The organism is Pseudomonas sp. S1(2024), assembly GCF_046557535.1.
Genome location: NZ_JBKGFP010000002.1, coordinates 106,833 through 133,550 on the forward strand (window position 1 = coordinate 106,833; position 26,718 = coordinate 133,550).

The window sequence follows — 26,718 nt, forward strand, 5'->3', positions numbered from 1 at the left end:
CACAGGAGGGGCGCCACAGTCGAGAGCAGCGTTGTACCTGTGGGAGCGGGCAAGCCCGCGAAGAGGCCGGCACAGGTATTTACTTGCCGGAGCGCTGGAACCGCGCCACTTCAACGAACAGGTCGGAGTTGGCCGGGTCGTCCAGGTACGCCAGCACCCGCGCCGACGGGCTGTCGATCAGCACGCCGTCGCCGTTGTCTTCCGGCACTTCGGTGCTGCGCCCGGTCAGCTCCTTCTTGTCCACCGCCTGCTGCACCTGCTCGACATCCAGGTTGTAGACCACCAGTTCCTTGCCATCGACAATATCGAAACCGCCGATCAGGAAATTGCCACCCAGGCGCTTCGGCACGCCAGCCGACAGGTACCAGCGGTTGCCGTGGCGCGACACGGTGAACACGTATTCCTCAGGGGCCTTGCCTTTGGCCGTGGCCACCGCCTTGTAGGCATCACCGCCGCTACGGCTGATCACCAACTTCAGCGGCTCGCCCCAGGCGTCCTTGCTGCTCCACTTGCCGAGCAGGGCCTTGGGCGCCGCCTGGTTGCTAGGCAAGGGCTCGTGGAAGGTCACCAGACAACCGCCCAGCAGCAGGAATGACAGAGTCAACAACACCACACGCCAGGCTTTCATCAGGTTCTCCTTGAAAAGTCGGTCTCGGCTCAGGCCGATGCCAGCACCAGCTGCAGGTATCGGCTAAGCATAGCGAGCATCTGCCCATCGGCTTGCGCGTTCGCATCCTTGAGCAGGCCCTGATATTCCATCTGCTCGATAATCGCCGTCAACATTTGGGCGTCCTGTTCCGGTTGCTGCGAGCCCACCACCTGCAGCAATTGGCGGGTGCCATGCAGCAGGATCTGGTCATGGGCGCACACCAGTTGAGCCAGGCGCGGGCACAGCAGCGCCTCCTGGCGGAAGGCCTGCTCGGCCATCAGGAAATCGCGGCGATTCAGCAGTTGTCGCTGCACGTAGTCGGCAGTCATGCGTGCTACCTCGTCAGCCAACCGCGCCCGCGCCTGCGGGCTGCCGTCACCCTGGGCCAGCAACTGGCGCAACACCACCTCGGTATTGGCCCACAGCTTGGCCATATAGGCGGCGCTGCGTTCGACGTACTGGGCAAAGGTATCGGTGAGCAGGTCCTCGATATCCTTGAAGTAGTAGGTGGTGGCCGACAATGGCACACCGGCCTCGGCGGCGACGGCGCGATGGCGCACACCGCGTACGCCATCGCGCACGACGATGCGCATGGCGGCGTCGAGGATCAGTTGGCGACGCTGCTCGCTGCCCTGGCGGGCAGTCTTGCGGCCTTGGTATTGCACGCTTTCGGCGACGGCGGTGGCGATGCCAGCGGCGCCCTGGTGAGGCATTGCGGGTGTCACGGGGGGTACCTCATGGACAGTGTTTCGTCAGTGCCGGCCTCTTCGCGGGCGCGCCCGCTCCCACAGGGACCCCACCACATTCAGGACCTGTGCAGGCCTATGATGGCTGGCAAAACAGCTCCCGGGGGAAACCACACCTGCAAGGACCTGTGGGGTCCCTGTGGGAGCGGGCGCCCGCGAAGAGGCCGGTACTGACAACATAAAGCTTCAGGCAAGAAAAAGCCGCCTCGAAAGGCGGCTCATTCAATTCACTCAGGCCTGCGGACGCATGTGCGGGAACAGGATCACGTCGCGGATCGACGGCGAGTTGGTCAGCAGCATCACCAGACGGTCGATACCGATACCTTCACCTGCTGTAGGTGGCATGCCGTACTCCAGTGCGCGAACGAAGTCGGCGTCGTAGTGCATGGCTTCGTCGTCACCGGCGTCCTTCTCGGCCACCTGGGCCAGGAAGCGCTCGGCCTGGTCTTCGGCATCGTTGAGCTCGGAGTAGGCGTTGGCGATCTCGCGGCCACCGATGAACAGTTCGAAACGGTCGGTAACAGCCGGGTTGTCGTCGTTGCGACGGGCCAGCGGCGATACTTCGAACGGGTACTCGGTGATGAAGTGCGGCTGCTCCAGCTTGTGCTCGACCAGCTCTTCGAAAATCATTACCTGCAGCTTGCCCAGGCCCTCGTGGCCCAGCACCTTGGCACCGGCCTTTTTGGCGATGTCGCGGGCGCGGTCGACGTCCTGCAGGTCGGCAGCGGTCAGCTCCGGGTTGTACTTGAGGATCGAGTCGAATACCGACAGGCGGGCGAACGGCTCGCCGAAGTGGAACACCTTGTCGCCGTACGGCACGTCGGTAGTGCCCAGTACCAGCTGCGCCAGCTCGCGGAACAGTTCCTCGGTGAGGTCCATGTTGTCGCGGTAGTCGGCGTAGGCCTGGTAGAACTCGAGCATGGTGAATTCAGGGTTGTGACGAGTCGAAACGCCTTCGTTACGGAAGTTGCGGTTGATCTCGAACACCTTCTCGAAGCCCCCAACCACCAGGCGCTTGAGGTACAGCTCCGGCGCGATACGCAGGAACATGGCCATGTCCAGAGCGTTGTGGTGGGTTTCGAACGGCTTGGCCGCGGCACCGCCCGGGATGGTTTGCAGCATCGGCGTCTCGACTTCGAGGAAGTCGCGCTCGATGAGGAACTTGCGGATGTGCGAGATCACCTGCGAACGCACACGGAAGGTGTGGCGGGTTTCTTCATTGACCATCAGGTCGACGTAACGCTGGCGGTAGCGCTGCTCGGTGTCGGTCAGGCCGTGGTGCTTGTCGGGCAGCGGGCGCAGCGACTTGGTCAGCAGCCGCACGTTGGTCATTTCGACGTACAGGTCGCCCTTGCCGGAACGGGCCAGGGTACCTTCGGCGCTGATGATGTCGCCCAGGTCCCAGGTCTTGACCGCGGCCAGGGTCTCTTCCGACAGGGTCTTGCGGTTGACGTAGACCTGGATACGGCCGGTCATGTCCTGAATGACCATGAACGAGCCGCGGTTGAGCATGATGCGGCCGGCAACCTTGACCGGAATCGCTGCAGCTTCCAGTTCTTCCTTGGTCTTGTCCGCATACTGCTTCTGCAGGTCGTTGCAGTAGCTGTCGCGACGGAAGTCATTGGGGAAGGCATTGCCCTTGGCGCGCTCGGCGGCAAGCTTTTCCTTGCGCAGGGCGATCAGGGCGTTTTCTTCCTGTTGCAGGTCTTGCGCTTCGGTCTTGAGGTCGCTCATTTCGTCATTCTTTCCATCAGGTGTTCGGTGCCCCTTTCGGGCAGGGCACGCGGTACCGGCCCAGGCCAGGTACCGCGGCGGTTGTGTGCGATTTACAGCCCTTGCTTGAGGCTCGCTTCCAGGTACTGGTCGAGGTCGCCGTCCAATACCTTCTGGCAGTCGCTGCGCTCGACACCGGTACGCAGGTCCTTGATACGCGAGTCATCCAGCACGTAGGAGCGGATCTGGTGACCCCAGCCGATGTCCGACTTGCTGTCTTCCAGCGCCTGCGAGGCGGCGTTGCGCTTCTGCATTTCCAGCTCGTACAACTTGGCCCGCAGCATTTTCATGGCGGTGTCCTTGTTGGCGTGCTGGGAGCGTTCGTTCTGGCAGGCCACCACGGTGTTGGTCGGTACGTGGGTAATACGCACCGCCGAGTCGGTGGTGTTCACGTGCTGACCACCGGCACCGGAGGAACGGTAGGTGTCGATACGCAGGTCGGCCGGGTTGATCTCGATCTCGACCTTGTCGTCGATCTCGGGCGACACGAACACCGCCGAGAACGAGGTGTGGCGACGGGCACCGGAGTCGAATGGGCTCTTGCGCACCAGGCGGTGCACGCCGATCTCGGTGCGCAGCCAGCCGAAGGCGTACTCGCCCTTGATATGCACGGTGGCGCCCTTGATACCGGCGACTTCACCTTCGGAAAGCTCGATGATGGTAGCGTCGAAACCACGCTTGTCGGCCCAGCGCAGGTACATGCGCAGCAGGATGTTGGCCCAGTCCTGCGCCTCGGTACCGCCGGAGCCGGCCTGGATGTCCAGGTAGGCGTTGTTCATGTCCATCTCGCCGCTGAACATGCGACGGAACTCAAGCAGGGCCAGGGACTCTTCCAGGGCTTGCAGCTCGGTCTCGACGTCGCTTACGGCGCCTTCATCCTCTTCCTCGACGGCCATGTCGAGCAGGTCCTTGCAGTCGGACAGGCCATTGGACAGTTTGTCCAGGGTCTCGACGACCTGCGCCAGCATGGCACGCTCGCGGCCCAGGGCCTGGGCGTACTCGGGCTTGTTCCAGACGTTGGGGTCTTCCAGCTCGCGGTTGACTTCGATCAGGCGGTCATGCTTGTGATCGTAGTCAAAGATACCCCCGAATGGACTGGGAACGCTCGGTGAGGTCCTTGATGGTGTTCAGGATCGGTTGGATTTCCATGGGCTGGCTACTCGCACGAATTCGGTGAAAAGCCTGCGAGTATAACCGAGTCCGCCGCAGGGCGGCAGACCCGCCGGGCGGTAGAAGTGGTGTCGGCAGAAAGAGGTGAACGCCTGCCCCGGCCTATCGCCGGCAAGCCAGCTCCCACAGGTTAAGCGCAGGTCTCAGGCATGCGCTGTACCTGTGGGAGCTGGCTTGCCGGCGATGAGGCCCTGTCAGGCGATGCCAACCTGGTTGCGCCCGCCATTCTTGGCCTGGTACAGGCCTTTGTCCGCAGCCGAGATCAGTTGCCGGCTATGGCTGCCGATGGACGGAGTCTGGGTGGCCAGGCCAATGCTCACGGTCAGATACGAGTCGGGCACCGGCGCGGTGTGCGGGATGCCCAGGCCGAGCACGGTCTGGCGCAGCTTCTCGGCCACCAGGCGTGCCCCACCCGGCGAGGTGTTGGGCAATACCAGGACGAATTCCTCGCCACCATAGCGCGCCGGCAGGTCGGTCGGCCGCGAGCACGAGCCGCGGATCGCCTCGGCCACCTGGCGCAAGGCCTCGTCACCGGCCAGGTGGCCAAAGCTGTCGTTGTAGGCCTTGAAGTAGTCCACGTCGATCATCAGCAGCGACAACTGCTGCTGCTCACGCATGGCCCGGCGCCATTCCAGTTCCAGGTACTCGTCGAAGTGGCGGCGGTTGGACAACCCGGTCAGGCCATCGGAGTTCATCAGCCGCTGCAGCATCAGGTTGGTATCGAGCAGTTGCTGCTGGCTGACACGCAAAGCGCGGTAGGCCTCGTCGCGCTGCAACAGGGTAAGGTAGGAACGCGAGTGATAGCGGATGCGCGCCACCAGTTCGATGGTGTCCGGCAGCTTGACCAGGTAATCGTTGGCCCCGGCAGCAAAGGCTGCGCTCTTGACCAGCGGGTCTTCCTTGGTCGACAGGACGATGATCGGAATGTCCTGGGTCGCCGGGTTGTTGCGGTATTCACGCACCAGGGTCAGCCCGTCCAGGCCAGGCATGATCAGGTCCTGCAGGATCACCGTGGGCTTGATGCGCACGGCCTGGGCCACCGCCTGGTGCGGGTCAGCGCAGAAGTGGAAGTCGATGTTCTCTTCATGGGCCAGGCCACGCCGCACCGCCTCGCCGATCATGGCCTGGTCGTCGACCAGCAGCACCATCGCCGAGTTCTCGTTGGGGGTCGTGAAACCTTCGATCGGTAAATCATTCATACCTGTTCACCCGATCACTGCCGGCCTGGCGGCGTGATTCAATACACTTCGTCATTTTGCGAAAAATTCCATCAAGCGCCCGGCTATGCGTTCCAGCGGGCGGATTTCCACTGCGGCATCGATGGCCGCAGCGGCCTTGGGCATCCCGTACACCGCACTGCTGGCCTGGTCCTGGGCAATGGTCAGGAAACCCTGCTGGCGCATCAGCTTCAGGCCCTGGGCACCATCGCGACCCATGCCGGTAAGCAACACACCCACCGCATCGCCGGTCCAATACCGCGCCACACTCTCGAAGAACACATCGATCGAGGGCCGGTAAATTTCATTGACAGGTTCGGCAGTGTAGGCCAGTTGGCCGTTCTGTAGCAGGCGGATGTGGTGATTGGTGCCGGCCAGCAATACCTGCCCCGGCTGTGGTGGCTCGCCCTCACGGGCCAGGCGCACCGGCAAGCCGGCGGCGCTGCTGAGCCATTCTGCCATGCCCGCGGCAAATACCTGGTCCACATGCTGGACCAGCACGATGGCCGCCGGAAACGCCGCCGGCAGGCCCTTGAGCAGTACTTCGAGGGCCGCCGGGCCGCCAGCGGACGAACCGATCGCAACCAGCCCGCGGTGCTGTGACGCCGCCCGCACGGGTGCGGCGACCGGGCGTGCGGCCGGTGCGCGCTGCTGACCAATCAACCAGCTTATGTTGAGGATCTTGCGCAGCAGTGGCGCTGCCGCTTCACGCGGATCGCCCGCCCCCAGCGCCGGCGTGTCGACCACGTCGAGGGCGCCGTGGCCCATGGCCTCGAATACCCGGTGCACGTTCTGCTTGCGATCGACCGTGACGATGACGATGGCGCAAGGGGTTTCGGCCATGATCCGCCGGGTGGCCTCGACGCCATCCATGACCGGCATGATCAGGTCCATGAGGATCAGGTCTGGCTGCTGCTCGGTGCAGCGCTGCACCGCCTCGGCGCCATTGCTGGCCACCCACACCACCTGGTGCGCCGGTTCGAGGGCAACCGCCCGGCGCAGCGCCTCGACGGCCATGGGCATGTCGTTGACGATGGCGATCTTCATCCCTGAGCACCTCCGATCAGCTCAACCACAGCATCCAGCAACGCATCGTCATGGAAACTGGCCTTTGCCAAATAGTAGTCGGCGCCGGCATCCAGGCCCCGCCGTCGGTCTTCCTCACGGTCCTTGTAGGACACCACCATCACCGGCAGCGATTGCAGGCGCTGGTCGCGGCGTACCAGGGTGACCAGCTCGATGCCGTCCATGCGCGGCATGTCGATATCAGTGATCAGCAGGTCGAAGTCCTCGCCACGCAAGGCGTTCCAGCCGTCCATGCCATCCACCGCCACGGCCACGTCGTAGCCACGGTTGCCGAGCAGCTTGCGCTGCAGTTCACGCACGGTCAGCGAATCATCGACCACCAGGATGCGCTGGCGCGCCACGCCACGGGTGCCGCTGCTGCCGCGGTCGATGCGTTCCAGGCTGCCGGTGCTGAGCAGCTTCTCCACCGAACGCAGCAGGTCCTCCACATCGACGATCAGCACCACCGAGCCATCGTCGAGCAGGGCACCGGAAGAGATGTCCTGCACCTTGCCCAGCCGTGGGTCGAGCGGCATCACCACCAGCACCCGCTCGCCCACCAGTCGCTCCACGGCTACCCCGTACAACTGCTCGCGCTCGCGGATCACCACCACGCGCAGGTTGCTCTCCTGCGTTTGCCCGGCCGGGCGATTGAGCAGTTGGCTGGCCGCGACCAGGCCTATGTGCCGGCCTTCGTGCCAGAAATGCTGGCGCCCCTCGATCTGCACGATCTCTTCGGCACTTACTTCGAGCGTGCGTTCGATATGAGCGAGCGGGAAGGCATAGGCCTCGCCACCCACCTCGACCACCAGGCTGCGCACAACCGACAAGGTCAGTGGCACCTGCAAATGGAAACGGCAGCCCTGCCCGGCCAGCTGGGTCAGCTCTATCGAACCGCGCAGCTCCCGGATCATGTGCTGCACCGCATCCAGGCCGACACCGCGCCCGGACACCTCGGTGACTTTGTCGCGCAGGCTGAAACCGGGCAGGAACAGGAATGTCAGCAACTCTTCCTCGCTCATGCGCGCCACCGTGTCGGCGGGCGACAGGGCGCGCTCGACAATGCTGCTGCGCAGGCGTTCGAGGTCGATGCCGGCACCGTCGTCGATCAGTTCAAGGCTGAGCATACCGGCCTGGTGCGAGGCCCGCAGGCGGATCACGCCCTCCTCCGCCTTGCCCGCCAGCAGGCGCCGCTCGGGCAGCTCGATGCCGTGGTCGACCGCGTTGCGCAACAGGTGGGTCAACGGTGCCTCGAGCTTTTCCAGCACATCACGGTCGACCTGGGTCTTTTCCCCTTCCACCAACAGCCGCACCGGCTTGCCCAGCGAACGACCAAGGTCGCGCACCATGCGGCTCTGGCCGGTCAGCACATCGGCAAACGGCCGCATCCGGCAGGCCAGCGCGGTGTCGTAGAGCAGTTGTGCGCGCTGGCTGGCCTGCCAGCCGAACTCGTCCAGGTCGGCAGCCTGCTGCTGCAGGATCTGCTGGGTTTCCGCCAGCAGGCGCTGGGTCTGTGCCAGGGCTTCGAGCACCTCGCTGCTCTGGCCACTGTCCTCCAGTTGCAAGCGCAGGCCATCAAGCGCCTGCATGCCCTGGCCGTGCATGCGCTTGAGGCGCTGCAGGGTGGCCAGGTAAGGCTTGAGCCGCTGGGTTTCCACCAGCGACTTGCTGGACAGGTCGAGCAGGCTGTTGAGGCGGTCGGCGGTGACCCGCAGCACCCGCTCCGTACCTTCGCCGGTGCGCTTGCCGGCCTTGCGACGCGGGGCCAGCTCGGGCTCGGGCTCAGGCTCCAAGGGTTCGACGGGTAGCGGCAAAGGTTCGGCTTGCACGGTTTGCGCCGGCGCTTCCGGCAGCGCTGGCACGGCTGGCGGCGCGGGGGGCAAGGCTGCCGCCCCCGGGTCGAGCAGGTTGGCCATTTGCGCAAGGAACACCGGCAGGGTCGCCTGCGCCCCGGCATCGCCAGGCGTGGCGATGCGCATCAACAGGTCGGTGCCCTGCAACAGGGCATCGATATGCTCGGCGCTCAGCCGCAGGCGACCCTCCTGGGCGGCCACCAGGCAGTCCTCCATGACATGGGCGACGCTGACGCCAGCGTCCACTCCGACGATCCGCGCCGCGCCCTTCAGCGAGTGGGCCGCGCGCATGCAAGCCTCAAGCTGGTCGGCCTGCGTGGGATTACGCTCCAGCGCCATCAGGCCGGCACTGAGCACCTGGGTCTGCGCCTCGGCCTCCAGGCTGAACAGTTCGAGCAACGATGCGTCGCGCATTTGCTCTGGGGTCATGACAGGCTCCGCTGCACGGCAGACAGTAAATGTTGATCGTCCAGTACCCGCACACTGCGGCCACGCCATTGCAGGACCGCTGCGGTGAAGTGGGAGGCGTCCTGCCCGCTGTTCAGTAGCAGCGGGTCGAGCCGGTGAATGCCGTCGATTTCCTCGACCGCCATCACCACCGGCCCGCCCTCCGCGGCCAGGATCAGCATGCGTGGCATCGCCCGGCCGCCACGTTGCTCGGCAGCGCTGGCCTGCACACCCAGCAAGTCAGCCAGTGACAGGCACGGCACCAGCGCACCACGTACGTTGGCCACCCCCTGCAGCACCCGCGAGCGCTGGTGCGGCAGCGAATGCACCGCCTGCAGCGGGGCAATTTCGGCCAGGCAGGCGGTGGGCAGCGCCAACCATTCTTCGCCAAGGCGGAACAGCAGCATGGAGCGGCCAGTGTTTTCCTCCACCGGCGCAGCCACGGCGGCCTGGTGGTCCTGCATAAGTGCGTAGCGGTCGAGCAGGCGTGTGGCCGCTGCGGCATATACCTCGCAGTTGCGACAGTGAACATGACGCTCCAGCAATGGGCACTGCTTGTCGCCGTGCACGCCGATGCGGTTCCAGCAGTCATCGACGTGCGTGTCAGCCTCGGCGAGCAATTGCATCGCGGATTCCTTCATCGTTCAGACTCCCGGCCAACCCGCGCGGCGCGCTCCTGGAGGCGCCGGGCACCGGCCAGGTCACCCTGGGCTGCCAGCAAGGCAGCCAGGTGTACCAGCGCCTCGGAGTGCTGCGGTTCCAGGTACAGGGCTTTGCGATAGTGGGTCAGAGCCTGCTGCGCATCGCCTTCGGTGTCGCTGAGCAGCCCCAGCCAGTAGTAAACCTGCGCCGAAGGCGCGAACTGGCCCAGGTAGCGCTGGCATTCGGCACGGGCCTGCTCGCTGGCACCGGCGTTGGCAAGCCGGGCAATGCTGGCCAGCAACTCAGTTGCATCCTCGCGTTTGTGCTCGCGCGCTGGTGCTGGCTTGGCGGCAAAGGGGAGCACCCGCAATGGGCGCGGCAACGCTGCGCTCGGTAACGGAGAGCCTGGCTTGGCAGGTGCTGGCGACGTGCGCCGCAAGGGCTGGACCGGGGGCGTAGCCAGCGCAGCGCTACCGCCCTCCTGGCGCACGTAGGCGAACGACTGGGCAATCCCCAGCGGGCGCATGCCCAACCGCGCCAGCAAGCTGCCTTCGGCGGGGCCGATGAACAGTACGCCCTGTGGATGCAGCAAGCGCTTGAGCACTTCGAACACCCGTTGCTGGGTCGGTACGTCGAAATAGATCAGCAGGTTGCGGCAGAACACGAAGTCATACAGGCCATCGCGGCTGGCCAGGGCCGGGTCGAGTACGTTGCCCACCTGCAGGCTGACTTGGTCACGCACCCGCTCATGCAGGAGGTGGCCTTCGTCGAGCGCATCGAAGTAACGCTCGCGAAAGCCCAGGTTACTGCCACGGAAGGCATTGCGCCCGTACACGGCCTGCCCGGCCTTGGCCACGGAACTGGGGCTGATGTCCATGCCGTCGATCATGAACGCCCCCGGCGCGATACCGGCATCGAGCAAGGCCATGGCCAACGAATAGGGCTCCTCGCCGGTCGAGCAAGGCAGGCTGAGCAAACGCAGCGGGCGCGCCCCGGCCAGCTCGGCCAGGCGCTTGTGCGCCAGGCTGGCCAAGGCGGTGAAGGATTCGGGGTAACGGAAGAACCAGGTTTCCGGAACGATGACCGCTTCGATCAACGCCTGTTGCTCATCCGTCGACTGCTGCAGGTGCAGCCAGTAATCATCCAGGTCCGCGGCGTCCACGGCCACGCAACGCTGGCGCAGCGCACGCTCGACCATGGGCGCGCCCACCGACTCCACGTCCAGGCCTATGCGCTCGCGCAAGTAGCGGAAGAAATGCTGTTCGTTCATGTCGGCATCCCTGTCGGATCACCCGCATACAGCAACTCGTGCACGGCATCGGGGAGCAGGTCGTTGACTTCGATGCGCTGCAACAAGCCCTGCTCATCCTGACGCACCGGGCCCAGGTACGGGGCCTCGCCGCTGTCCACGCCATACGGCAGGAACTCGTCGGGGTGGCAACGCAGGGTTTCGGTGGCCTGCTCCAGTATCAGGCCAAGCTGCAGGCCGACTCGGTAGTGCACCAGAACCAGGCGGGTACTGGTGCGCTGCGCTGCCGGCTGGCCGAAGCTCAATGCCGCCAGGTCGACCACCGGTACCAGCAGGCCTCGGTGCGCAAGGATGCCTGCGACCCAGGCAGGTGCCTTGGCGATCGGTTTCAGCGGCTGACGCGGCAGCACCTCGATCACCTCGTGCACGCTCAGGGCAAAGCGTTGCTCCCGAATGCGAAACTGCAGGTACAACGCCCCCTTGGCGTTGCCCGTCCGCGCGGCGCGCGGTTGCAAGTCGTTCATCGCGGTCAGACTTTGAAGCGCGACACGCCGCCACGCAGGCCTGCGGCCACCTGGCTCAGCTCATCGATGGCGAAACTGGCCTGGCGCAGCGACTCGACTGTCTGGGTGCTGGCATCGCTGAGCTGGGCCAGCGCCTGGTTGATCTGCTCGGCACCGGTGGCCTGGGCCTGCATGCCTTCGTTGACCATCAGCACGCGCGGCGCCAGGGCCTGCACCTGGTGGATGATCTGGCTGAGCTGTTCGCCCACCTGCTGCACCTCGAACATGCCGCGGCGCACTTCTTCGGAAAACTTGTCCATGCCCATGACCCCGGCCGACACCGCCGACTGGATCTCGCGCACCATCTGCTCGATGTCGTAGGTGGCAACGGCGGTCTGGTCGGCCAGGCGGCGCACTTCGGTGGCCACCACGGCAAAGCCCCGGCCGTACTCGCCGGCCTTTTCCGCTTCGATGGCAGCGTTGAGCGACAGCAGGTTGGTCTGGTCGGCAACCTTGACAATGGTCACCACCATCTGGGTGATGTTGCTGGCCTTTTCGTTGAGGATGCCCAGCTTGGCGTTGACCAGGTCGGCGGCACCCATCACCTGGTGCATGGTTTCTTCCATGCGTGCCAGGCCCTGTTGGCCGGAGCCGGCCAGGCTGGAGGCCTGGTCGGCGGCCGAGGTGACTTCGGTCATGGTGCGCACCAGGTCACGCGAGGTGGCGGCGATTTCCCGCGAGGTGGCGCCGATTTCGGTGGTGGTGGCAGCCGTTTCGGTGGCGGTGGCCTGCTGTTGCTTGGAGGTTGCGGCAATTTCGGTCACCGAGGTGGTCACCTGCACCGACGAACGCTGGGCCTGGGCCACCAGGTTGGCCAGGGCCTCGGCCATTTCGTTGAAGCCGCTTTCGATGGCGCCGAACTCGTCCTTGCGGTCCAGGCTCAGGCGCATGCTCAGGTCGCCGGAGCGCAGTTTGTCGAGGGCATGGACAATGCGTTGCATGGGCGCGGTGATGGCGCGCAGCAGCAGCAGGCCGCAAATGCCCGCGGCGATGATCGCCAGCAATAGCGAAACCACCATGCTGCCCTTGGCCGTGCTCACGGCGCTTACGATTTCGCTGGTGGCGGTTTCAGCTGAGGCTCGATTGTCCTCGATAACCTGGTTCAGATGCTTGCGCCCATCCACCCATGCCGGGGTGAGCACCTCGTTGATCAACCGCTGGGCTCCGTCATAGTCGTGCTGACGGTAGGCGTCCAGTACCTGGCCGACGATCTTCATGTAGTTTTCTTCGAGTTGCACGAAGGTGTTGAAGTGGCTCTGGTCGGCTTGGTTCAGGATCGTGGCCTGGTAACTCGCCATGTGCTGCTTCAGGCGGTCCTCGAAACCTTTGAACAGCTCCATGTCGGCCGAGGTGATTTCACGACGGTTGGACAGGCCCACCAGTTGCTGGCTGGTGACATAGCTGTCGACCCAGGCGCTACGGATCATCGAGCTGTAGTACACCCCGGGAATGCTGTCGCTCCCCACTGCCTGCTCGGCGGATGCGATGGTCGCCAACCGCGAGTAGGCGGCCACGATCATCAGCAGCATGATGGCGATGATCACGGCGAAACTTGCCAGGATCCGTTGGCGCAAGGTCCAGTTCTTCACATTCAGCCCTCAGGAATTCACAACGAGCGGGAAAAATCGCCGAAGTATAGCCCAGGCGCCCAGTGCTCATGCGGCTGAAATGTGGGGTGACCAGGTAACCTTGCCGACAGACCGGTCATTTGTGCCCAACGCCATTGGGGCCGCTGTGCGGCCCATCGCCGGCAAGCCAGGCTCCCACCTCGACCGCATGACCTCAGGCCATGTGTGATCCCTGTGGGAGCCGGCTTGCCGACGATGGGCTGCAACGCAGCCCCCATCACTGGCCGGCGGCAAGCCTTGCCTGGCTTTCCAGCTCCTGGCGCAGGGCCGGGTCCAGGCGCAGCTGGCGGGCCAGTTCGTCCAGGTAGGCGCGCTCCATGAAGTTTTCTTGGTCGACCATCATCACGCTGGCCAGGTACATCTCGGCGGCCATTTCCGGCGTTTGCGCGGCACGGGCCACTTCGGCCGGGTCCAGCGGCTTGTTCAGCTCGGCATGCAGCCAGTGCTGCAACTCGCGGTCGTTGTCCAGGCGGGTGAATTCACCCTCGATCAGCGCACGCTCGCGTTCATCGATATGGCCATCTGACTTGGCCGCCGCCACCAGCGCCCGCAGCACCGCCTGGCTGTGCAGTTCGGCCTGGGCCGGCGGCAGGCGGTCGACGGTCTGCGGCTCGGCGGCGGCCACCTGCTGGCGCGCCTGCCAGTTGCCGTAGGCCTTGTAGGCCAGCACACCGAGCGCGGCCAGCCCCCCATAGGTAAGGGCCTTGCCGCCATACTTGCGGGCCTTCTTGTTGCCCAGCAGCAAGCCCATGGCGCCCGCCGCCAGGGCGCCGCCACCGGCACCGGAAAGCAGGCTGCCAAGGCCGCCGGCACTGGCGCCTGGCTTGCCAGAGCTGCCCTTGCCAGCCTGGCTGGCGAGCAAGTCCTGGCCGGACTTGAGCAACTGGTCGAGCAATCCCCGGGTGTTCATCAAACGGTCTCCACGCTGGCCAAGGGAGCCGTCAGGTTAAGCCCTGCCCGCCCGATCGCCATGGGGGGATTTGCTTCCGGATGTTGCATTGGCTGGCAAAAAGCCAACTAGACTCGATATCGCCAATACCGCGCGTAAACCGCACTACGCCTATAACGCTCGCTTCACGGCTTGCTTGATGACTGCCCCGACCAAAATCTCCAAGAAGAGGGAACACCATGTCAGTGCACAAGACCGCATTGCTCGGCGCAACCGCCTGCGCCGTGCTGGCCAGCGCCAGCCTGCAGGCTGCCGAACCGCCCAAGGCCCTGGGGCCCGGCGAGGGCCGCCTGGACATCGTCGCCTGGCCCGGCTACATCGAGCGCGGTGAAAGCGACAAGGCCTACGACTGGGTGACCGGCTTCGAGAAGGAAACCGGCTGCAAGGTCAGCGTCAAGACCGCCGCCACCTCGGACGAGATGGTCAGCCTGATGACCAAGGGCGGCTACGACCTGGTCACCGCCTCGGGCGATGCCTCGCTGCGGCTGATCGCGGGCAAGCGGGTACAGCCGATCAACACCGACTTGATCCCCAACTGGAAGAACATCGACCCACGGCTACAGAACGGTGGCTGGTACGTGGTCGACAAGCGGGTCTACGGCACCCCGTACCAATGGGGCCCGAACGTGCTGCTGTACAACACCGACGTGTTCAAGCAGGCGCCCACCACCTGGGGTGTGCTGTTCGAGCCGCAGAACCTGCCCGACGGCAAGCCGAACAAGGGCCGCGTGCAGGCCTACGATGGGCCGATCTACATCGCCGATGCGGCGTTGTACCTGAAGACGGCCAAACCGGAACTGGGCATCCAGGACCCGTACGAGCTGAGCGAAACACAATACAAGGCCGTGCTGGAACTGCTGCGCCAGCAACAACCGCTGATCCACCGCTACTGGCATGACGCCACGGTGCAGATGAGCGACGTGAAAAACGAAGGCGTGGTTGCCTCCAGCTCCTGGGGCTACATGGTCAACGGCCTGAAGGCCGAGAAGCAGCCCGTGGCCTCGACCATTCCCAAAGAAGGCGCGACCGGCTGGGCCGACACCACCATGCTGCACAGCGAGGCCAAGCACCCCAACTGTGCCTACAAATGGATGGACTGGTCGCTGCAGCCGAAAGTACAGGGTGACGTGGCGGCCTGGTTCGGTTCGTTGCCGGCGGTGCCGGCGGCCTGCACCGGCAACGAGCTGCTGGGGGCCGAGGGCTGCAAGACCAACGGTTTCGACAACTTCGACAAGATCGCCTTCTGGAAAACCCCGCAGGCCCAGGGCGGCAAGTTCGTGCCGTATAGCCGCTGGACCCAGGATTACATTGCGATCATGGGTGGGCGCTGAGGGTTTCTTCACCTGTACCGGCCCTATCGCCGGCAAGCCGGCTCCCACAGGGCGCGCATAGGCCATGAGGCCTGCACAGTACTTGTGGGAGCTGGCTTGCCGGCGATAGGGCCGGTACAGGCAATACAAGAACAACCGAGTACCGCCTATGCCCCTAGCCGTCCAGTTCACCCAGGTTTCCCGCACCTTCGGCGAGGTCAAGGCCGTCGACCAGGTCAGCATCGACATCATCGATGGCGAATTCTTCTCCATGCTCGGCCCCTCTGGCTCGGGCAAGACCACCTGCCTGCGCCTGATCGCAGGCTTCGAGCAACCCACCAGCGGTTCGATCCGCATCCACGGTGTCGAGGCTGCGGGCGTACCGCCCTACCAGCGCGACGTCAACACCGTATTCCAGGACTACGCCCTGTTCCCGCACATGAACGTACTGGACAACATCGCCTACGGCCTGAAGGTAAAAGGCGTGGCCAAGGCCGAACGCCACAGCCGCGCCGAAGAAGCCCTGGCGATGGTGGCCCTGGCCGGCTACGGCGCGCGCAAACCGGCGCAGTTGTCCGGGGGCCAACGCCAACGCGTGGCCCTGGCCCGCGCGCTGGTCAATCGGCCACGGGTACTGCTGCTGGACGAGCCGCTTGGCGCGCTGGACCTGAAGTTGCGCGAACAGATGCAGGGCGAGCTGAAAAAGCTGCAGCGCCAGCTGGGCATCACCTTCATCTTCGTCACCCACGACCAGACCGAGGCGCTGTCGATGTCCGATCGCGTCGCAGTGTTCAACCGCGGCCGTATCGAGCAGGTCGACACCCCGCGCAACCTGTACATGCAGCCGGCCACCACCTTCGTCGCCGAGTTCGTCGGCACCTCCAACGTTGTGCGCGGCGAACTGGCCACGTTGCTCAATGGCAGCCCGGCGCCCTTCTCCATCCGCCCCGAACACATCCGCCTCGGCGCCCCGGCCACAGCCGGCCAGCACGTCCAGGTCAGCGGCCAGCTGCGCGATATCCAGTACCAGGGCAGTGCCACCCGCTACGAGCTGCAACTGGACAGCGGCCAGTTGCTGGCGGTGAGCCAGGCCAACGACCGCTGGCAGGCGCAGGCACAGGCCTGGCAACCCGGGCAACGAGTACAGGCGCACTGGCCCCGCGAAGCCATGACGGTGCTGCAGGAAACGGAGGGCCGCTGACATGAGCACGCTGCGCGGCCTGTCCAACCTGCTGTACCGGCGCCCCAACCTGTACCTGGCCCTGCTGCTGATCCCACCGCTGACCTGGTTCGGCGCGATCTACCTGGGCTCGCTGCTGAACCTGCTGTGGCAAGGCTTCTATACCTTCGACGACTTCACCATGGCGGTGACCCCGAACCTGACCCTGGGCAATTTCGCCGCGCTGTTCAACCCGTCGAACTTCGACATCATCCTGCGCACCCTGGGAATGGCGCTGGCGGTGTCGCTGGCCAGCGCGGTGCTGGCCTTCCCCATCGCCTACTACATGGCGCGCTACACCAGCGGCAAGACCAAGGCATTTTTCTACATCGCAGTGATGATGCCGATGTGGGCCAGCTACATCGTCAAGACCTACGCCTGGACCCTGCTGCTGGCCAAGGGCGGCGTGGCCCAGTGGTTCACCCAGCAACTGCACCTGGATGCCCTGCTGCAAATGGTGCTGGCGGTACCGGGCGTGGGCGGCAGCACGCTGTCGACTTCGCACCTGGGGCGCTTCATGGTGTTCGTGTACATCTGGCTGCCGTTCATGATCCTGCCGATCCAGGCCTCGCTGGAACGCTTGCCGCCGTCGCTGCTGCAAGCTTCGGCAGACTTGGGCGCCAGGCCCGGCCAGACCTTCGTGCAGGTGATCCTGCCGCTGTCGATCCCGGGCATTGCCGCCGGTTCAATCTTCACCTTCTCGCTGACCCTGGGCGACTTCATCGTGCCGCAGCTGATCGGCCCGCCCGGCTATTTCATCGGCAGCATGGTCTATGCCCAGCAAGGGGCGATCGGCAACATGCCGATGGCCGCCGCGTTCACCCTGGTGCCGATCGTGCTGATCGCGGTGTACCTGTCCATCGTCAAGCGACTGGGGGCCTTCGATGCACTCTGAAAAAGCCTCGACCGGGCTGCGCCTGGCGGCCTGGGGCGGGTTACTGTTCCTGCACTTCCCGATCCTGATCATCTTCCTGTATGCCTTCAACACCGAAGACGCGGCGTTCAGCTTCCCGCCCAAGGGCTTTACCCTGAAGTGGTTCGCCGTGGCCTTCGCCCGGCCCGATGTGCTGGAAGCGATCAAGCTGTCACTGCAAGTGGCCTGCCTGGCCACGCTGATCGCCCTGGTGCTCGGCACGCTGGCATCGGCGGCGCTGTACCGGCGCAGCTTTTTCGGCAAGGAGAGCATTTCGCTGATGCTGATCCTGCCCATTGCCCTGCCTGGCATCATTACTGGCATCGCCCTGCTCTCGGCGTTCAAGAGCCTGGGGATCGAGCCCGGCGTGTTCACCATCGTGGTCGGCCACGCCACGTTCTGTGTGGTTATCGTCTACAACAACGTGATCGCCCGCCTGCGACGCACTTCGCAGAGCCTGATCGAAGCTTCGATGGACCTCGGTGCCGACGGTTGGCAAACCTTCCGCTACATCATCCTGCCCAACCTCGGTTCGGCGCTGCTGGCCGGTGGCATGCTGGCCTTTGCCCTGTCGTTCGACGAAATCATCGTCACCACCTTCACTGCCGGCCACGAACGCACCCTGCCGATCTGGCTGCTCAACCAGCTCAGCCGCCCGCGCGACGTGCCGGTGACCAACGTGGTCGCCATGCTGGTGATGCTGGTGACCATGCTGCCGATACTTGGCGCCTATTACCTGACCCGTGGCGGCGAAAGCGTCGCGGGCAGCGGCAAATGACCCTGGAGGAGTCCCCGATGCAAACGCAGATGCTGATCAATGGCCAACTGGTCGCTGGCGAAGGCCCGGCCTGGACCGTGCTCAATCCGGCGCTGGGCAGTGCCCTGGCGCAGATCAACGAAGCCAGCGAGGCCCAGGTGGACAGCTCCGTGCGCGCCGCCGACCAGGCCTTCGACAGCTGGTCGCAAACCAGCCCCAAGGAACGCTCGCAAGCCTTGCTGGCACTGGCCGACGCTATCGAAGCCCATGGCGACGAACTGGCCCGACTGGAATCGCAGAACTGCGGCAAGCCGCTGAGCGCTGCGCTGAATGACGAGATCCCGGCAATTGCCGACGTGTTCCGCTACTTCGCCGGTGCGGCGCGCTGCCTGGGCGGCTCGGCAGCCGGCGAGTACCTGCCGGGCCATACGTCGATGATCCGCCGCGACCCGCTGGGCGTGGTGGCCTCGATCGCGCCGTGGAACTACCCGTTGATGATGCTGGCGTGGAAGATCGCCCCGGCCCTGGCTGCCGGCAACACGGTGGTGATCAAGCCCTCCGAGCTGACCCCGCTGACCGCCCTGCGCCTCGGCGAACTGGCCCAGGACCTGCTGCCACCGGGGGTGCTGAACATCCTCTTCGGCCGTGGCCAGACGGTCGGCAACCCGCTGGTCAACCACCCCAAGGTGCGCATGGTGTCGCTGACCGGCTCGATCCCCACCGGCGCTCACATCATCAGCGCCACCGCCGACAGCGTGAAACGCATGCACATGGAACTGGGCGGCAAGGCCCCGGTGCTGGTGTTCGACGATGCCGACATCGATGCCGCCATCGACGGCATCCGTACCTTCGGTTTCTACAACGCCGGCCAGGACTGCACCGCCGCCTGTCGGCTGTACGTGCAGGATGGCATCTACGAGCGCTTCGTCGAACGCCTGGGGGCCGCAGTGGCCAGCCTCAAGCCGGGCCTGCAGGAAGCCGAGGACACCGAACTGGGGCCACTGATCAGTGCCCAGCACCGCGACAAGGTCGCAGGGCTGGTGCAACGGGCCATCGCCCAGCCGCACATTCGCCTGGTAACCGGTGGCAAGGCGATTGATGGCGACGGTTTCTTCTTCGAACCGACCGTGCTGGCTGACGCCCTGCAGGACGACGAAATCGTGCGCAACGAAGTGTTCGGTCCGGTAGTGTCGGTGACCCGCTTCAACGACGAAGCGCAGGCGCTGGAATGGGCCAACGACTCCAACTACGGCCTCGCCTCATCGGTATGGACCCGCGACACCGGCCGCGCCCACCGCCTGGCGGCGCGCCTGCAGTATGGCTGCACATGGGTGAACACCCACTTCATGCTGGTCAGCGAAATGCCCCATGGCGGGCAGAAGCATTCGGGGTATGGCAAGGACATGTCGATGTATGGGCTGGAGGACTACACCTGTGTGCGGCATGTGATGATCAAGCACTAGTCCAGGGTTGAATCTACTGGCCTCTTCGCGGGCTTGCCCGCTCCCACAGGTACATCACAGCCCTTGAGGTTTGTGATGTACCTGTGGGAGCGGGCAAGCCCGCGAAGAGGCCAGTGCAGGTAGAACCTAGTCCCGCAGGTCCGACTCGTGAATCGGGTTGGCCCGGCTGGTGGCGCGCTGGTATTGCGCTGGCCAGGTAGCTTTGTTGCCGCCCAGGTCGTCGTCGGCATGCAGCGGCCAGTACGGGTCGCGCAGCAGTTCGCGGGCGAGGAAGATGATGTCGGCCTGGCCGGTGCGCAGAATGTGCTCGGCCTGGGCCGGTTCGGTGATCATGCCCACGGTGCCGGTGGCGATTTCCGATTCCTTGCGCACACGCTCGGCGAAGCGCGTCTGGTAGCCCGGGCCGGTGGGGATTTCGGCGTTGACCGAGGTGCCGCCGGAGGACACGTCGATCAGGTCGACGCCCAAACCACGCAGGCGGCGGGCCAGTTCGACGGTTTCATCCGGGTTCCAGCCGTCCTCGACCCAGTCGGTCGCCGATACCCGCACGAACAGCGGTAACTCGGCAGGCCAGACCTTGCGCACGGCCTCGACCACCTCCAGGGTCAGGCGGATACGGTTTTCGAAGCAACTGCCGTACTCGTCGCGACGCTGGTTGCTCAGCGGCGACAGGAACTGGTGCAACAGGTAGCCATGGGCAGCGTGGATCTCGACCACTTTGAAACCGGCCTTCAGGGCGCGCTCGGTCGAGGCGACGAAGGCGTCGATCACACCCTGAATCTCATTGTGGTTCAACTCGTGCGGCGTCGTGTGTTGCGGGTCGAAGGCGATTTTCGACGGGCCCACCGGCTGCCAGCCGCCCTCCTCGAGCTTGACGCTGCCTTGCTTGCCCAGCCATGGGCGATAGGTGCTGGCCTTGCGCCCGGCGTGAGCCAGCTGGATGCCGGGCACGCTCCCCTGGGCGGTGATGAAACGGGTGATGCGTTGCAGCGGGGCGATCTGAGCGTCGTCCCACAGGCCGAGGTCTTCAGCGGTGATGCGGCCATCGGCGGTCACCGCCACGGCTTCAGTGATTACCAGGCCAGCGCCGCCCACGGCGCGGCTGCCTAAATGGACAAGGTGCCAATCGTTGGCCAGGCCATCGACGGCGGAATACTGGCACATCGGCGAAACGGCGATTCGGTTGGGCAGGGTCAGCTGACGCAGGGTGTAAGGCTCGAGCAGCAGGCTCATGAGGGCACCTCCCAAGGACTCCAATGGTGATCCGGCCCGGACACTCAATTGCACGTCCCTGGCCCAGGTCCGGTCATAACTTCAGACTAGACCAGAATGGTTGGGGGGGAGGTTCCATGGGATTTGGTAGAGGTTGAACGGCTCTGCGTTACCAGCCCCATGTCTGATCAGAGTTTCAGATATCCCTTACGGCCCAGATATGGTGAAGCCTAGGTTGAAGAAATAACCTACAAGTCCTGTCGACTCGCGTCTGATTGTTACTGGAATCCTGACTCTCTAGCCTTTGCTGGTCGCTGGCATTCAGCGGCCGGGGGTGGAATCCCGATCAATTACCGAGTAGCTGTCGTCATGGCAGTTGTGCGCGGAAGGCCGCAAAGCCTACCGGGTTTACTCGTAGCCTGGATTCCACACCGCGTACAACTGCCACCCTTCGTGTGGAATCGGAGAGGCGGTCAATCAGCAACCATACGAGTGATTGATATGAAAATGACAGTCCCTGATCCCCCTCATTTCTTCTCCTTCGACAAAACGCTCAGAATGATCAGGAGAGGGATCAATGAACACAGAAGACACCCAGTTCACCGTCGGCAAGACCACTTTCTTTCAGGGTGAAAACCAGACCCACCCATTATTTCGCATCGAAGCGGGCATTCCGTGCCGAGACGCCCGTGATCAGGCTTCGGAATTGATGGGCTATGTGCGGGAGTTGACCATCGTCGGGCTGATGGATGAGAAACCCATGATGATCTGGGCTGCGCACTATCTCAGTGCAATGGCCAAGGCACTGATGGATGATGCCGAGTTAGGTATGGCGCGCTGAGTTTGGTGTGATCATCGATCGTACCTAGAGCACATTCGCAAGCCCGCCGCAGAGCATTGTGGGAGCGGGCGTGCCCGCGAAGCAAGCGACTCGGTGGCTGGCACCGGCTCTGCCGGTGTTCGCGGGCATGCCCGCTCCTACAGGTACAGCGTAAGTCTCAAGCCCGCCGCAGGCCCTGTGGGAGCGGGCGTGCCCGCGAAGAAGGCGACTCGGTGGATGGCACCGGCTTCGCCGGTGTTCGCGGGCATGCCCGCTCCCACAGGGATCTTCACCTGGCATCAAGGCCTTGTGCCATACCTACAGAGTTGCGGAAGCCGCAGTACTTGCAGTCAGCGCGGCTCCATGTGGGCAATCATCAACTGCACACTTTCATTACCACGAAACTCGTTCACATCCAGCTTGTACGCCAACTCGACCCAACGCACCGTCGGGTTCGGCCACACTTCGCGGTCAATGCCAAAGGCAATGCCGTCCAGCCGCACCGAGCCGCACTCGCTCTTGAGCACCACCTTCAGGTGCCGCTCGCCCACCACGCGCTGCTCCACCAGCTGGAACACGCCATGGAACAGCGGCTCGGGGAAGTGCTGCCCCCAGGGCCCGGCATGGCGCAGGGCCTTGGCCAGGTCGAGGTGGAACTCCTCCACCGCCAGGCTGCCGTCGGACAACAGCCGACCGGTCAGGTCCTCTTCGCGTAGCTGGCGTCGTACTTCTTCATCGAACGCCGCGGCAAATGCCGGAAAATTGGCCTCAGGCAACGACAACCCCGCCGCCATCGCGTGGCCGCCGAACTTGCTGATCAGTTGCGGGTGGCGCGCCGCCACGGCATCCAGCGCATCGCGAATATGGAACCCCGGCACCGAACGCGCCGACCCTTTGAGCATACCCTCGCCAGCGTCGGCGAAAGCGATGGTCGGCCGGTGGTAACGCTCCTTCAGGCGCGAAGCCAGAATACCGATAACCCCCTGGTGCCAGTCGGCATCGAACAGGCACAGGCCATATGGCATCGACTCGACAGGCAGGTCCTTGAGCTGGGCCAGGGCCTCGCGCTGCATGCCCTGTTCGATGGACTTGCGGTCCTGGTTCAGGTCATCCAGCTGCTGGGCCATGTCCTGGGCCAGGGCCGCGTCTTCACACAGCAGGCATTCGATGCCCAGGCTCATGTCGTCCAGGCGCCCGGCAGCGTTCAGCCGCGGGCCCAGGATGAAGCCAAGGTCGGTCGAGGTGATGCGCCGGTGATCGCGACGGGCCACTTCAAGAATGGCCTTGAGCCCCGGCCGGGCGCGGCCGGCGCGAATGCGCTCGAGGCCCTGGTGCACCAGGATGCGGTTGTTGGCATCCAATGGCACCACGTCCGCGACGCTGCCCAGGGCCACCAGGTCGAGCAATTCGCCGATGTTCGGCTGCGGCTGCGTTTCATAGCGGCCCAGGCTGCGCAGACGCGCACGCAGGGCCATCAGCACGTAGAAGATCACCCCTACCCCAGCCAGCGCCTTGCTCGGGAAACTACAGCCCGGCTGGTTGGGGTTGATGATGGCGTCGGCGTCGGGCAACTCCGCGCCCGGCAGGTGGTGGTCGGTGACCAGCACCTTGAGCCCGGCGGCTTTGGCGGCTGCCACACCGTCGACGCTGGAAATCCCATTGTCCACGGTGATCAGCAGCTGCGGCTGGCGTTGCAGCGCCACCTCGACGATTTCCGGGGTCAGGCCGTAACCGTATTCGAAGCGGTTGGGCACAAGGTAGTCGACATGGGCCGCGCCCAGCAGGCGCAGGCCCAGCACGCCGACAGTACTGGCAGTGGCGCCGTCGGCATCGAAGTCGCCGACGATGAGGATGCGCTGGCGCTGGTCGATAGCCTCGACCAGCAGATCCACGCCGGCCTCGATGCCCTTGAGCTGCTGGTACGGCAGCAGGCGCGCGAGGCTTTTGTCCAGCTCGGCCTCGCTCTGCACGCCGCGCGCGGCGTACAGGCGGGTCAGCAAGGGTGGCAGGTTACCCAGGAATGGCAGGGTGGGCGGCAGCGGGCGAGGTTCGATACGCATGAGGGGCTTCAGCCACGCTCACCAAGCAGCCACTCCAGCTGCACTTCGTGCTGGCCACGGTCGTCGGTGACGAACAACGTGCCTTCACTGATCATCACGTCCCACTTGATGGTGCGGGGCATGTCGGTGGCGAGGGTTTCCAGCACCTCCTGCGGCACAGCGGCGATGCTCAGGTTCTTCAGCCCCTTGACCGCGTCTACCACCTTGTTCTGCCATACGCGCAGGCTGCCGTAGGCCAGCAGGCTGGTACGCTCGGTGCGGCGCGAGCACCAGGTCAGTCGGTCGGCGTCCGGCTGGCCTACCTCGATCCAGTGCAGGATGCGATCGTCCAGGCTCTTTTCCCACAGCGCCGCCTCGTCCACGTCGGACAGGCCACGGCCGAACGACAGGTTTTCGTTGTACCAGAGGGCGTAGGCCAGCAGGCGTACGGCCATGCGTTCTTCGGTTTCCGAAGGGTGGCGGGCAATGGTCTGACGGACGTTTTCGTACACGCCGCGGTCGAGGTCGGTCAGGTTCAGTTCGAATTTGTAGGTGGTGGACGGCTGGGCCATGGTCGACGGGCTTCTTGCGCAGAGAAAAAGTGACACAGTCTAACCGATACTGCCCTTCGTTGCCCCGCAGCAGTATCTGCCGCTTCGGACCTATGATAAAACCACGCATCTGCCCAGCTGCCACGGATGCCCCATGACTACGCCCAGCAAACCCCTCGCCGGTCTCAAGGTTGTCGAACTCGGCACCCTCATCGCTGGCCCGTTCGCCTCGCGTATCTGTGCCGAATTCGGCGCCGAGGTGATCAAGGTCGAATCGCCCGATGGCGGCGACCCGTTGCGCAAATGGCGCAAGCTGTACGAGGGCACCTCGCTGTGGTGGTTCGTGCAGGCCCGCAACAAGCAGTCGCTCACCCTCAACCTCAAGCACCCAGAGGGGCGCGAGATTCTGAAACGCCTGCTGGCCAACGCCGACATCCTGATCGAGAACTTCCGCCCGGGCGTGCTGGAAAAACTCGGCCTGGGCTGGGACGTGCTGCACGCGCTCAACCCGCGCCTGGTAATGGTGCGCCTGTCGGGCTTCGGCCAGACCGGGCCGATGAAGGACCAGCCGGGCTTCGGCGCCGTGGGCGAGTCGATGGGCGGCCTGCGCTACATCACCGGCTTCGACGACCGCCCACCGGTGCGCACGGGCATTTCCATCGGTGACTCGATTGCTGCCTTGTGGGGGGTGATCGGCGCACTTATGGCGCTGCGACACCGGGAAGTCAACGGCGGCCAGGGCCAGGTGGTGGACGTAGCCCTGTACGAAGCGATCTTCGCCATGATGGAAAGCATGGTCCCGGAGTTCGATGTGTTCGGCTTTATCCGCGAACGCACTGGCAACATCATGCCAGGCATCACGCCCTCCTCCATTCACACCAGCGCCGACGGCAAGCATGTGCAGATCGGCGCCAACGGCGATGCGATCTTCAAGCGCTTCATGCAAGCCATTGGCCGCATCGACCTGGCCGACGACCCGACCCTGGCCACCAACGATGGCCGCGACCTGCGCCGTGACGAGCTGTACGGGGTAATCGACCGCTGGGCAAACAGCCTGCCGCTGGAGCAACTGATACAGGTGCTGAACACCGCCGAAGTGCCGGCCAGCCGCATCTATTCGGCCGAGGACATGTTCAACGACCCGCAGTACCTGGCACGCGAAATGTTCCTGCAGGCCAAGCTGCCGGACGGCAAGCCATTCCGCATGCCGGGCATCGTGCCCAAGCTGTCGGACACCCCCGGCTCCACCGAGTGGGTAGGCCCGGCGCTGGGCGAACACACCGAGGCACTGCTCGGCAACCTGGGCTACGACGCGGCGGCCATCGCCAGCCTGCGCGAAGCAGGCACGGTCTGACCCTGGCGCGGCCCTGGTCCATGCGCGCTGCCCGTTGCCTACGTCACCTGGTCCTGCTGTGCGGGCTGCTGCCCGCATTGCTGTTGCAGCCTGCCAGTGCCAAGGAGCGCATCTTCTGGCTGGTGCGCGACCTGCCGCCGTTCACCATTCTGGAAGGGCCGGAGAAAGGCCAAGGGGTGATCGACCAGCTGTTGCCCCTGCTGATCAGGCAGATGCCCGAGTACGACCACAGCATCCTGCGGGTCAACCGCGCCCGCGGCATCCAGATGCTGCAGGACCCGAAAAGCTTCACCTGCGACCCGACCCTGCTGTGGACGCCGGAACGCGCCGAATATGTGAGGTTTTCCGTGCCTTCCCTGGGCGTGCTCAGTGGCGGCCTGGTGCTGCGCAAGGACAGCGAGGCGCTGGTGGCGCCTTACCTCGACGGCCAGGAGGTAGACCTGCTCAACCTGCTGAGCAAGACCCCACTGAAGCTGGGTGTTGTCGCCGAGCGCAGCTATGGCACACAGATCGACGCCATCCTGCGCCAGTTGCCCGACACCGCGTTCAGCCGCCACTACGGCAACGACGCCACCGCCAACCTGCTGCAGATGCAACAGCTCGGGCGCCTGCGCATGGTGCTCGGCTACTGGCCCGAGGTGCGCTACCTGGTCGACCTGCAAGGCGGGGCGCTGGCTGACTACCAGTTTCACCCTGTGAAAGGGGTAAACCGCTACCAGTTTCTGCATGTGGGCTGTTCAAACAGCGAGCTGGGGCGTGAAGCCATTGCGCACATCGACCAGCTGCTGCCTGCCCTGCGTCGGGATGTGTTGCCAGGGTTGTATGCACGCTGGCTGGACCCGGCGTTGCAGGAAGACTACCTGGAAGAGAGCAAGCGCTTCTTCGAAGACCACTAGCTGCCCGATCGGCCCCTGTAGGAGCGGCCTTGTGTCGCGATGGGGCGCGTAGCGGCCCCACATTTTCAGCTTCGCCGCAAAGATTGCCGGGGCCGCTTTGCGGCCCATCGCGACACAAGGCCGCTCCTACAAGGACATGTGCCTGCCCCCCAAGAAAAGAAACCCCGGGCGCTGGGGAAACACGCCCGGGGCCAAGCGAAAGCCCTTGGGGGCTTCCCGTGACAGCCTTGCCA

General features: G+C 64.6%; 23 protein-coding genes. 8 read left to right on the forward strand and 15 right to left on the reverse strand.

Translation table 11 applies throughout. The annotated features are described in order from the left end of the window. Window positions 1-79: 79 nt before the first annotated feature. The 12 genes from ACLCGK_RS03710 to ACLCGK_RS03765 form a co-directional block, all read right to left on the reverse strand. Entirely contained in the window at window positions 80-628 is a 549-nt protein-coding gene (locus ACLCGK_RS03710; protein WP_003258915.1) for a hypothetical protein, read from the reverse strand. A 29-nt stretch (window positions 629-657) separates the two neighbouring features. Then, window positions 658-1,362, reverse strand: a complete 705-nt coding sequence (locus ACLCGK_RS03715) for a TetR/AcrR family transcriptional regulator (RefSeq protein ID WP_182329152.1) — start codon at window positions 1,360-1,362, stop codon at window positions 658-660. Window positions 1,363-1,626: 264 nt separating this feature from the next. After that, complete coding sequence (gene lysS, locus ACLCGK_RS03720) at window positions 1,627-3,129, reverse strand: lysine--tRNA ligase (protein ID WP_046616107.1); 1,503 nt, start codon at window positions 3,127-3,129, stop codon at window positions 1,627-1,629. A gap of 92 nt (window positions 3,130-3,221) precedes the next feature. Further along, window positions 3,222-4,317, reverse strand: a protein-coding gene (prfB, locus tag ACLCGK_RS03725; protein WP_096009945.1) for a peptide chain release factor 2 whose coding sequence is annotated in 2 segments (ribosomal slippage) — window positions 3,222-4,244 and window positions 4,246-4,317 — 1,095 coding nt in all. Because the reading frame shifts where the segments join, the coding sequence is not laid out codon by codon here. Window positions 4,318-4,532: 215 nt separating this feature from the next. After that, a complete protein-coding gene (wspR, locus tag ACLCGK_RS03730) occupies window positions 4,533-5,537 on the reverse strand; it encodes a Wsp signal transduction system regulator diguanylate cyclase WspR (protein ID WP_025337936.1) in 1,005 nt (334 codons plus the stop codon). A gap of 51 nt (window positions 5,538-5,588) precedes the next feature. Then, window positions 5,589-6,602: a Wsp signal transduction system protein-glutamate methylesterase WspF gene (gene wspF / locus ACLCGK_RS03735; protein WP_013971215.1), complete on the reverse strand. Its 1,014-nt coding sequence runs from the start codon at window positions 6,600-6,602 to the stop codon at window positions 5,589-5,591. Beyond that, window positions 6,599-8,902 carry a hybrid sensor histidine kinase/response regulator gene (locus ACLCGK_RS03740; RefSeq protein WP_054573214.1) on the reverse strand — a complete coding sequence of 768 codons (2,304 nt, stop codon included), beginning with the start codon at window positions 8,900-8,902 and terminating at the stop codon, window positions 6,599-6,601. The genes wspF and ACLCGK_RS03740 overlap by 4 nt, the downstream gene beginning before the upstream one ends. Next, entirely contained in the window at window positions 8,899-9,561 is a 663-nt protein-coding gene (locus ACLCGK_RS03745; protein WP_013971213.1) for a chemotaxis protein CheW, read from the reverse strand. Before ACLCGK_RS03745 ends, ACLCGK_RS03740 begins: the two co-directional genes overlap by 4 nt. Further along, complete coding sequence (locus ACLCGK_RS03750; protein WP_015269157.1) at window positions 9,558-10,832, reverse strand: CheR family methyltransferase; 1,275 nt, start codon at window positions 10,830-10,832, stop codon at window positions 9,558-9,560. The genes ACLCGK_RS03745 and ACLCGK_RS03750 overlap by 4 nt, the downstream gene beginning before the upstream one ends. Then, entirely contained in the window at window positions 10,829-11,335 is a 507-nt protein-coding gene (locus ACLCGK_RS03755; RefSeq protein WP_410951299.1) for a chemotaxis protein CheW, read from the reverse strand. Before ACLCGK_RS03755 ends, ACLCGK_RS03750 begins: the two co-directional genes overlap by 4 nt. A gap of 5 nt (window positions 11,336-11,340) precedes the next feature. Then, entirely contained in the window at window positions 11,341-12,963 is a 1,623-nt protein-coding gene (locus tag ACLCGK_RS03760) for a methyl-accepting chemotaxis protein (protein WP_410951300.1), read from the reverse strand. Window positions 12,964-13,219: 256 nt separating this feature from the next. Then, window positions 13,220-13,912 carry a tellurite resistance TerB family protein gene (locus ACLCGK_RS03765; RefSeq protein ID WP_015269154.1) on the reverse strand — a complete coding sequence of 231 codons (693 nt, stop codon included), beginning with the start codon at window positions 13,910-13,912 and terminating at the stop codon, window positions 13,220-13,222. 218 nt (window positions 13,913-14,130) lie between these two features. Between ACLCGK_RS03765 and ydcS the strand changes: the two genes are divergently transcribed. The 5 genes from ydcS (at window position 14,131) to ACLCGK_RS03790 (ending at window position 19,613) form a co-directional block, all read left to right on the forward strand. Then, the gene (gene ydcS / locus ACLCGK_RS03770) at window positions 14,131-15,282 is read left to right on the forward strand and encodes a putative ABC transporter substrate-binding protein YdcS (RefSeq protein WP_013971208.1); all 1,152 of its coding nucleotides are present in this window, start codon (window positions 14,131-14,133) and stop codon (window positions 15,280-15,282) included. Window positions 15,283-15,430: 148 nt separating this feature from the next. Then, on the forward strand, window positions 15,431-16,462 hold the full coding sequence (locus ACLCGK_RS03775) for an ABC transporter ATP-binding protein (protein ID WP_410951301.1): 1,032 nt from the start codon (window positions 15,431-15,433) through the stop codon (window positions 16,460-16,462). 1 nt (window position 16,463) lies between these two features. Further along, complete coding sequence (locus tag ACLCGK_RS03780; RefSeq protein ID WP_410951302.1) at window positions 16,464-17,375, forward strand: ABC transporter permease; 912 nt, start codon at window positions 16,464-16,466, stop codon at window positions 17,373-17,375. Beyond that, on the forward strand, window positions 17,365-18,171 hold the full coding sequence (locus tag ACLCGK_RS03785; RefSeq protein ID WP_013971205.1) for an ABC transporter permease: 807 nt from the start codon (window positions 17,365-17,367) through the stop codon (window positions 18,169-18,171). The genes ACLCGK_RS03780 and ACLCGK_RS03785 overlap by 11 nt, the downstream gene beginning before the upstream one ends. A 17-nt stretch (window positions 18,172-18,188) precedes the next feature. Beyond that, a complete protein-coding gene (locus tag ACLCGK_RS03790; protein WP_410951303.1) occupies window positions 18,189-19,613 on the forward strand; it encodes a gamma-aminobutyraldehyde dehydrogenase in 1,425 nt (474 codons plus the stop codon). A gap of 126 nt (window positions 19,614-19,739) precedes the next feature. On the opposite strand, the gene ACLCGK_RS03795 is transcribed toward ACLCGK_RS03790, so the two are convergent. After that, window positions 19,740-20,846, reverse strand: a complete 1,107-nt coding sequence (locus tag ACLCGK_RS03795; protein ID WP_410951304.1) for an NADH:flavin oxidoreductase/NADH oxidase — start codon at window positions 20,844-20,846, stop codon at window positions 19,740-19,742. 556 nt (window positions 20,847-21,402) lie between these two features. Between ACLCGK_RS03795 and ACLCGK_RS03800 the strand changes: the two genes are divergently transcribed. Then, complete coding sequence (locus ACLCGK_RS03800; protein ID WP_338460156.1) at window positions 21,403-21,666, forward strand: DUF3077 domain-containing protein; 264 nt, start codon at window positions 21,403-21,405, stop codon at window positions 21,664-21,666. A gap of 329 nt (window positions 21,667-21,995) precedes the next feature. On the opposite strand, the gene recJ is transcribed toward ACLCGK_RS03800, so the two are convergent. Together recJ and ACLCGK_RS03810 are read right to left on the reverse strand one after the other, a co-directional pair. After that, window positions 21,996-23,705 (reverse strand): single-stranded-DNA-specific exonuclease RecJ, encoded by a 1,710-nt coding sequence (recJ, locus tag ACLCGK_RS03805; RefSeq protein WP_410951305.1) that lies wholly within the window; start codon window positions 23,703-23,705, stop codon window positions 21,996-21,998. Window positions 23,706-23,713: 8 nt separating this feature from the next. Then, complete coding sequence (locus ACLCGK_RS03810; protein ID WP_013971198.1) at window positions 23,714-24,256, reverse strand: YaeQ family protein; 543 nt, start codon at window positions 24,254-24,256, stop codon at window positions 23,714-23,716. Between the two features lie 133 nt (window positions 24,257-24,389). On the opposite strand from ACLCGK_RS03810, the gene ACLCGK_RS03815 reads away from it, so the two are divergent. Both ACLCGK_RS03815 and ACLCGK_RS03820 read left to right on the forward strand, forming a co-directional pair. Continuing rightward, a complete protein-coding gene (locus tag ACLCGK_RS03815; RefSeq protein ID WP_410951306.1) occupies window positions 24,390-25,589 on the forward strand; it encodes a CaiB/BaiF CoA transferase family protein in 1,200 nt (399 codons plus the stop codon). Window positions 25,590-25,609: 20 nt separating this feature from the next. Then, window positions 25,610-26,485 (forward strand): TIGR02285 family protein, encoded by an 876-nt coding sequence (locus ACLCGK_RS03820; protein ID WP_410951307.1) that lies wholly within the window; start codon window positions 25,610-25,612, stop codon window positions 26,483-26,485. Window positions 26,486-26,718: the final 233 nt, after the last annotated feature.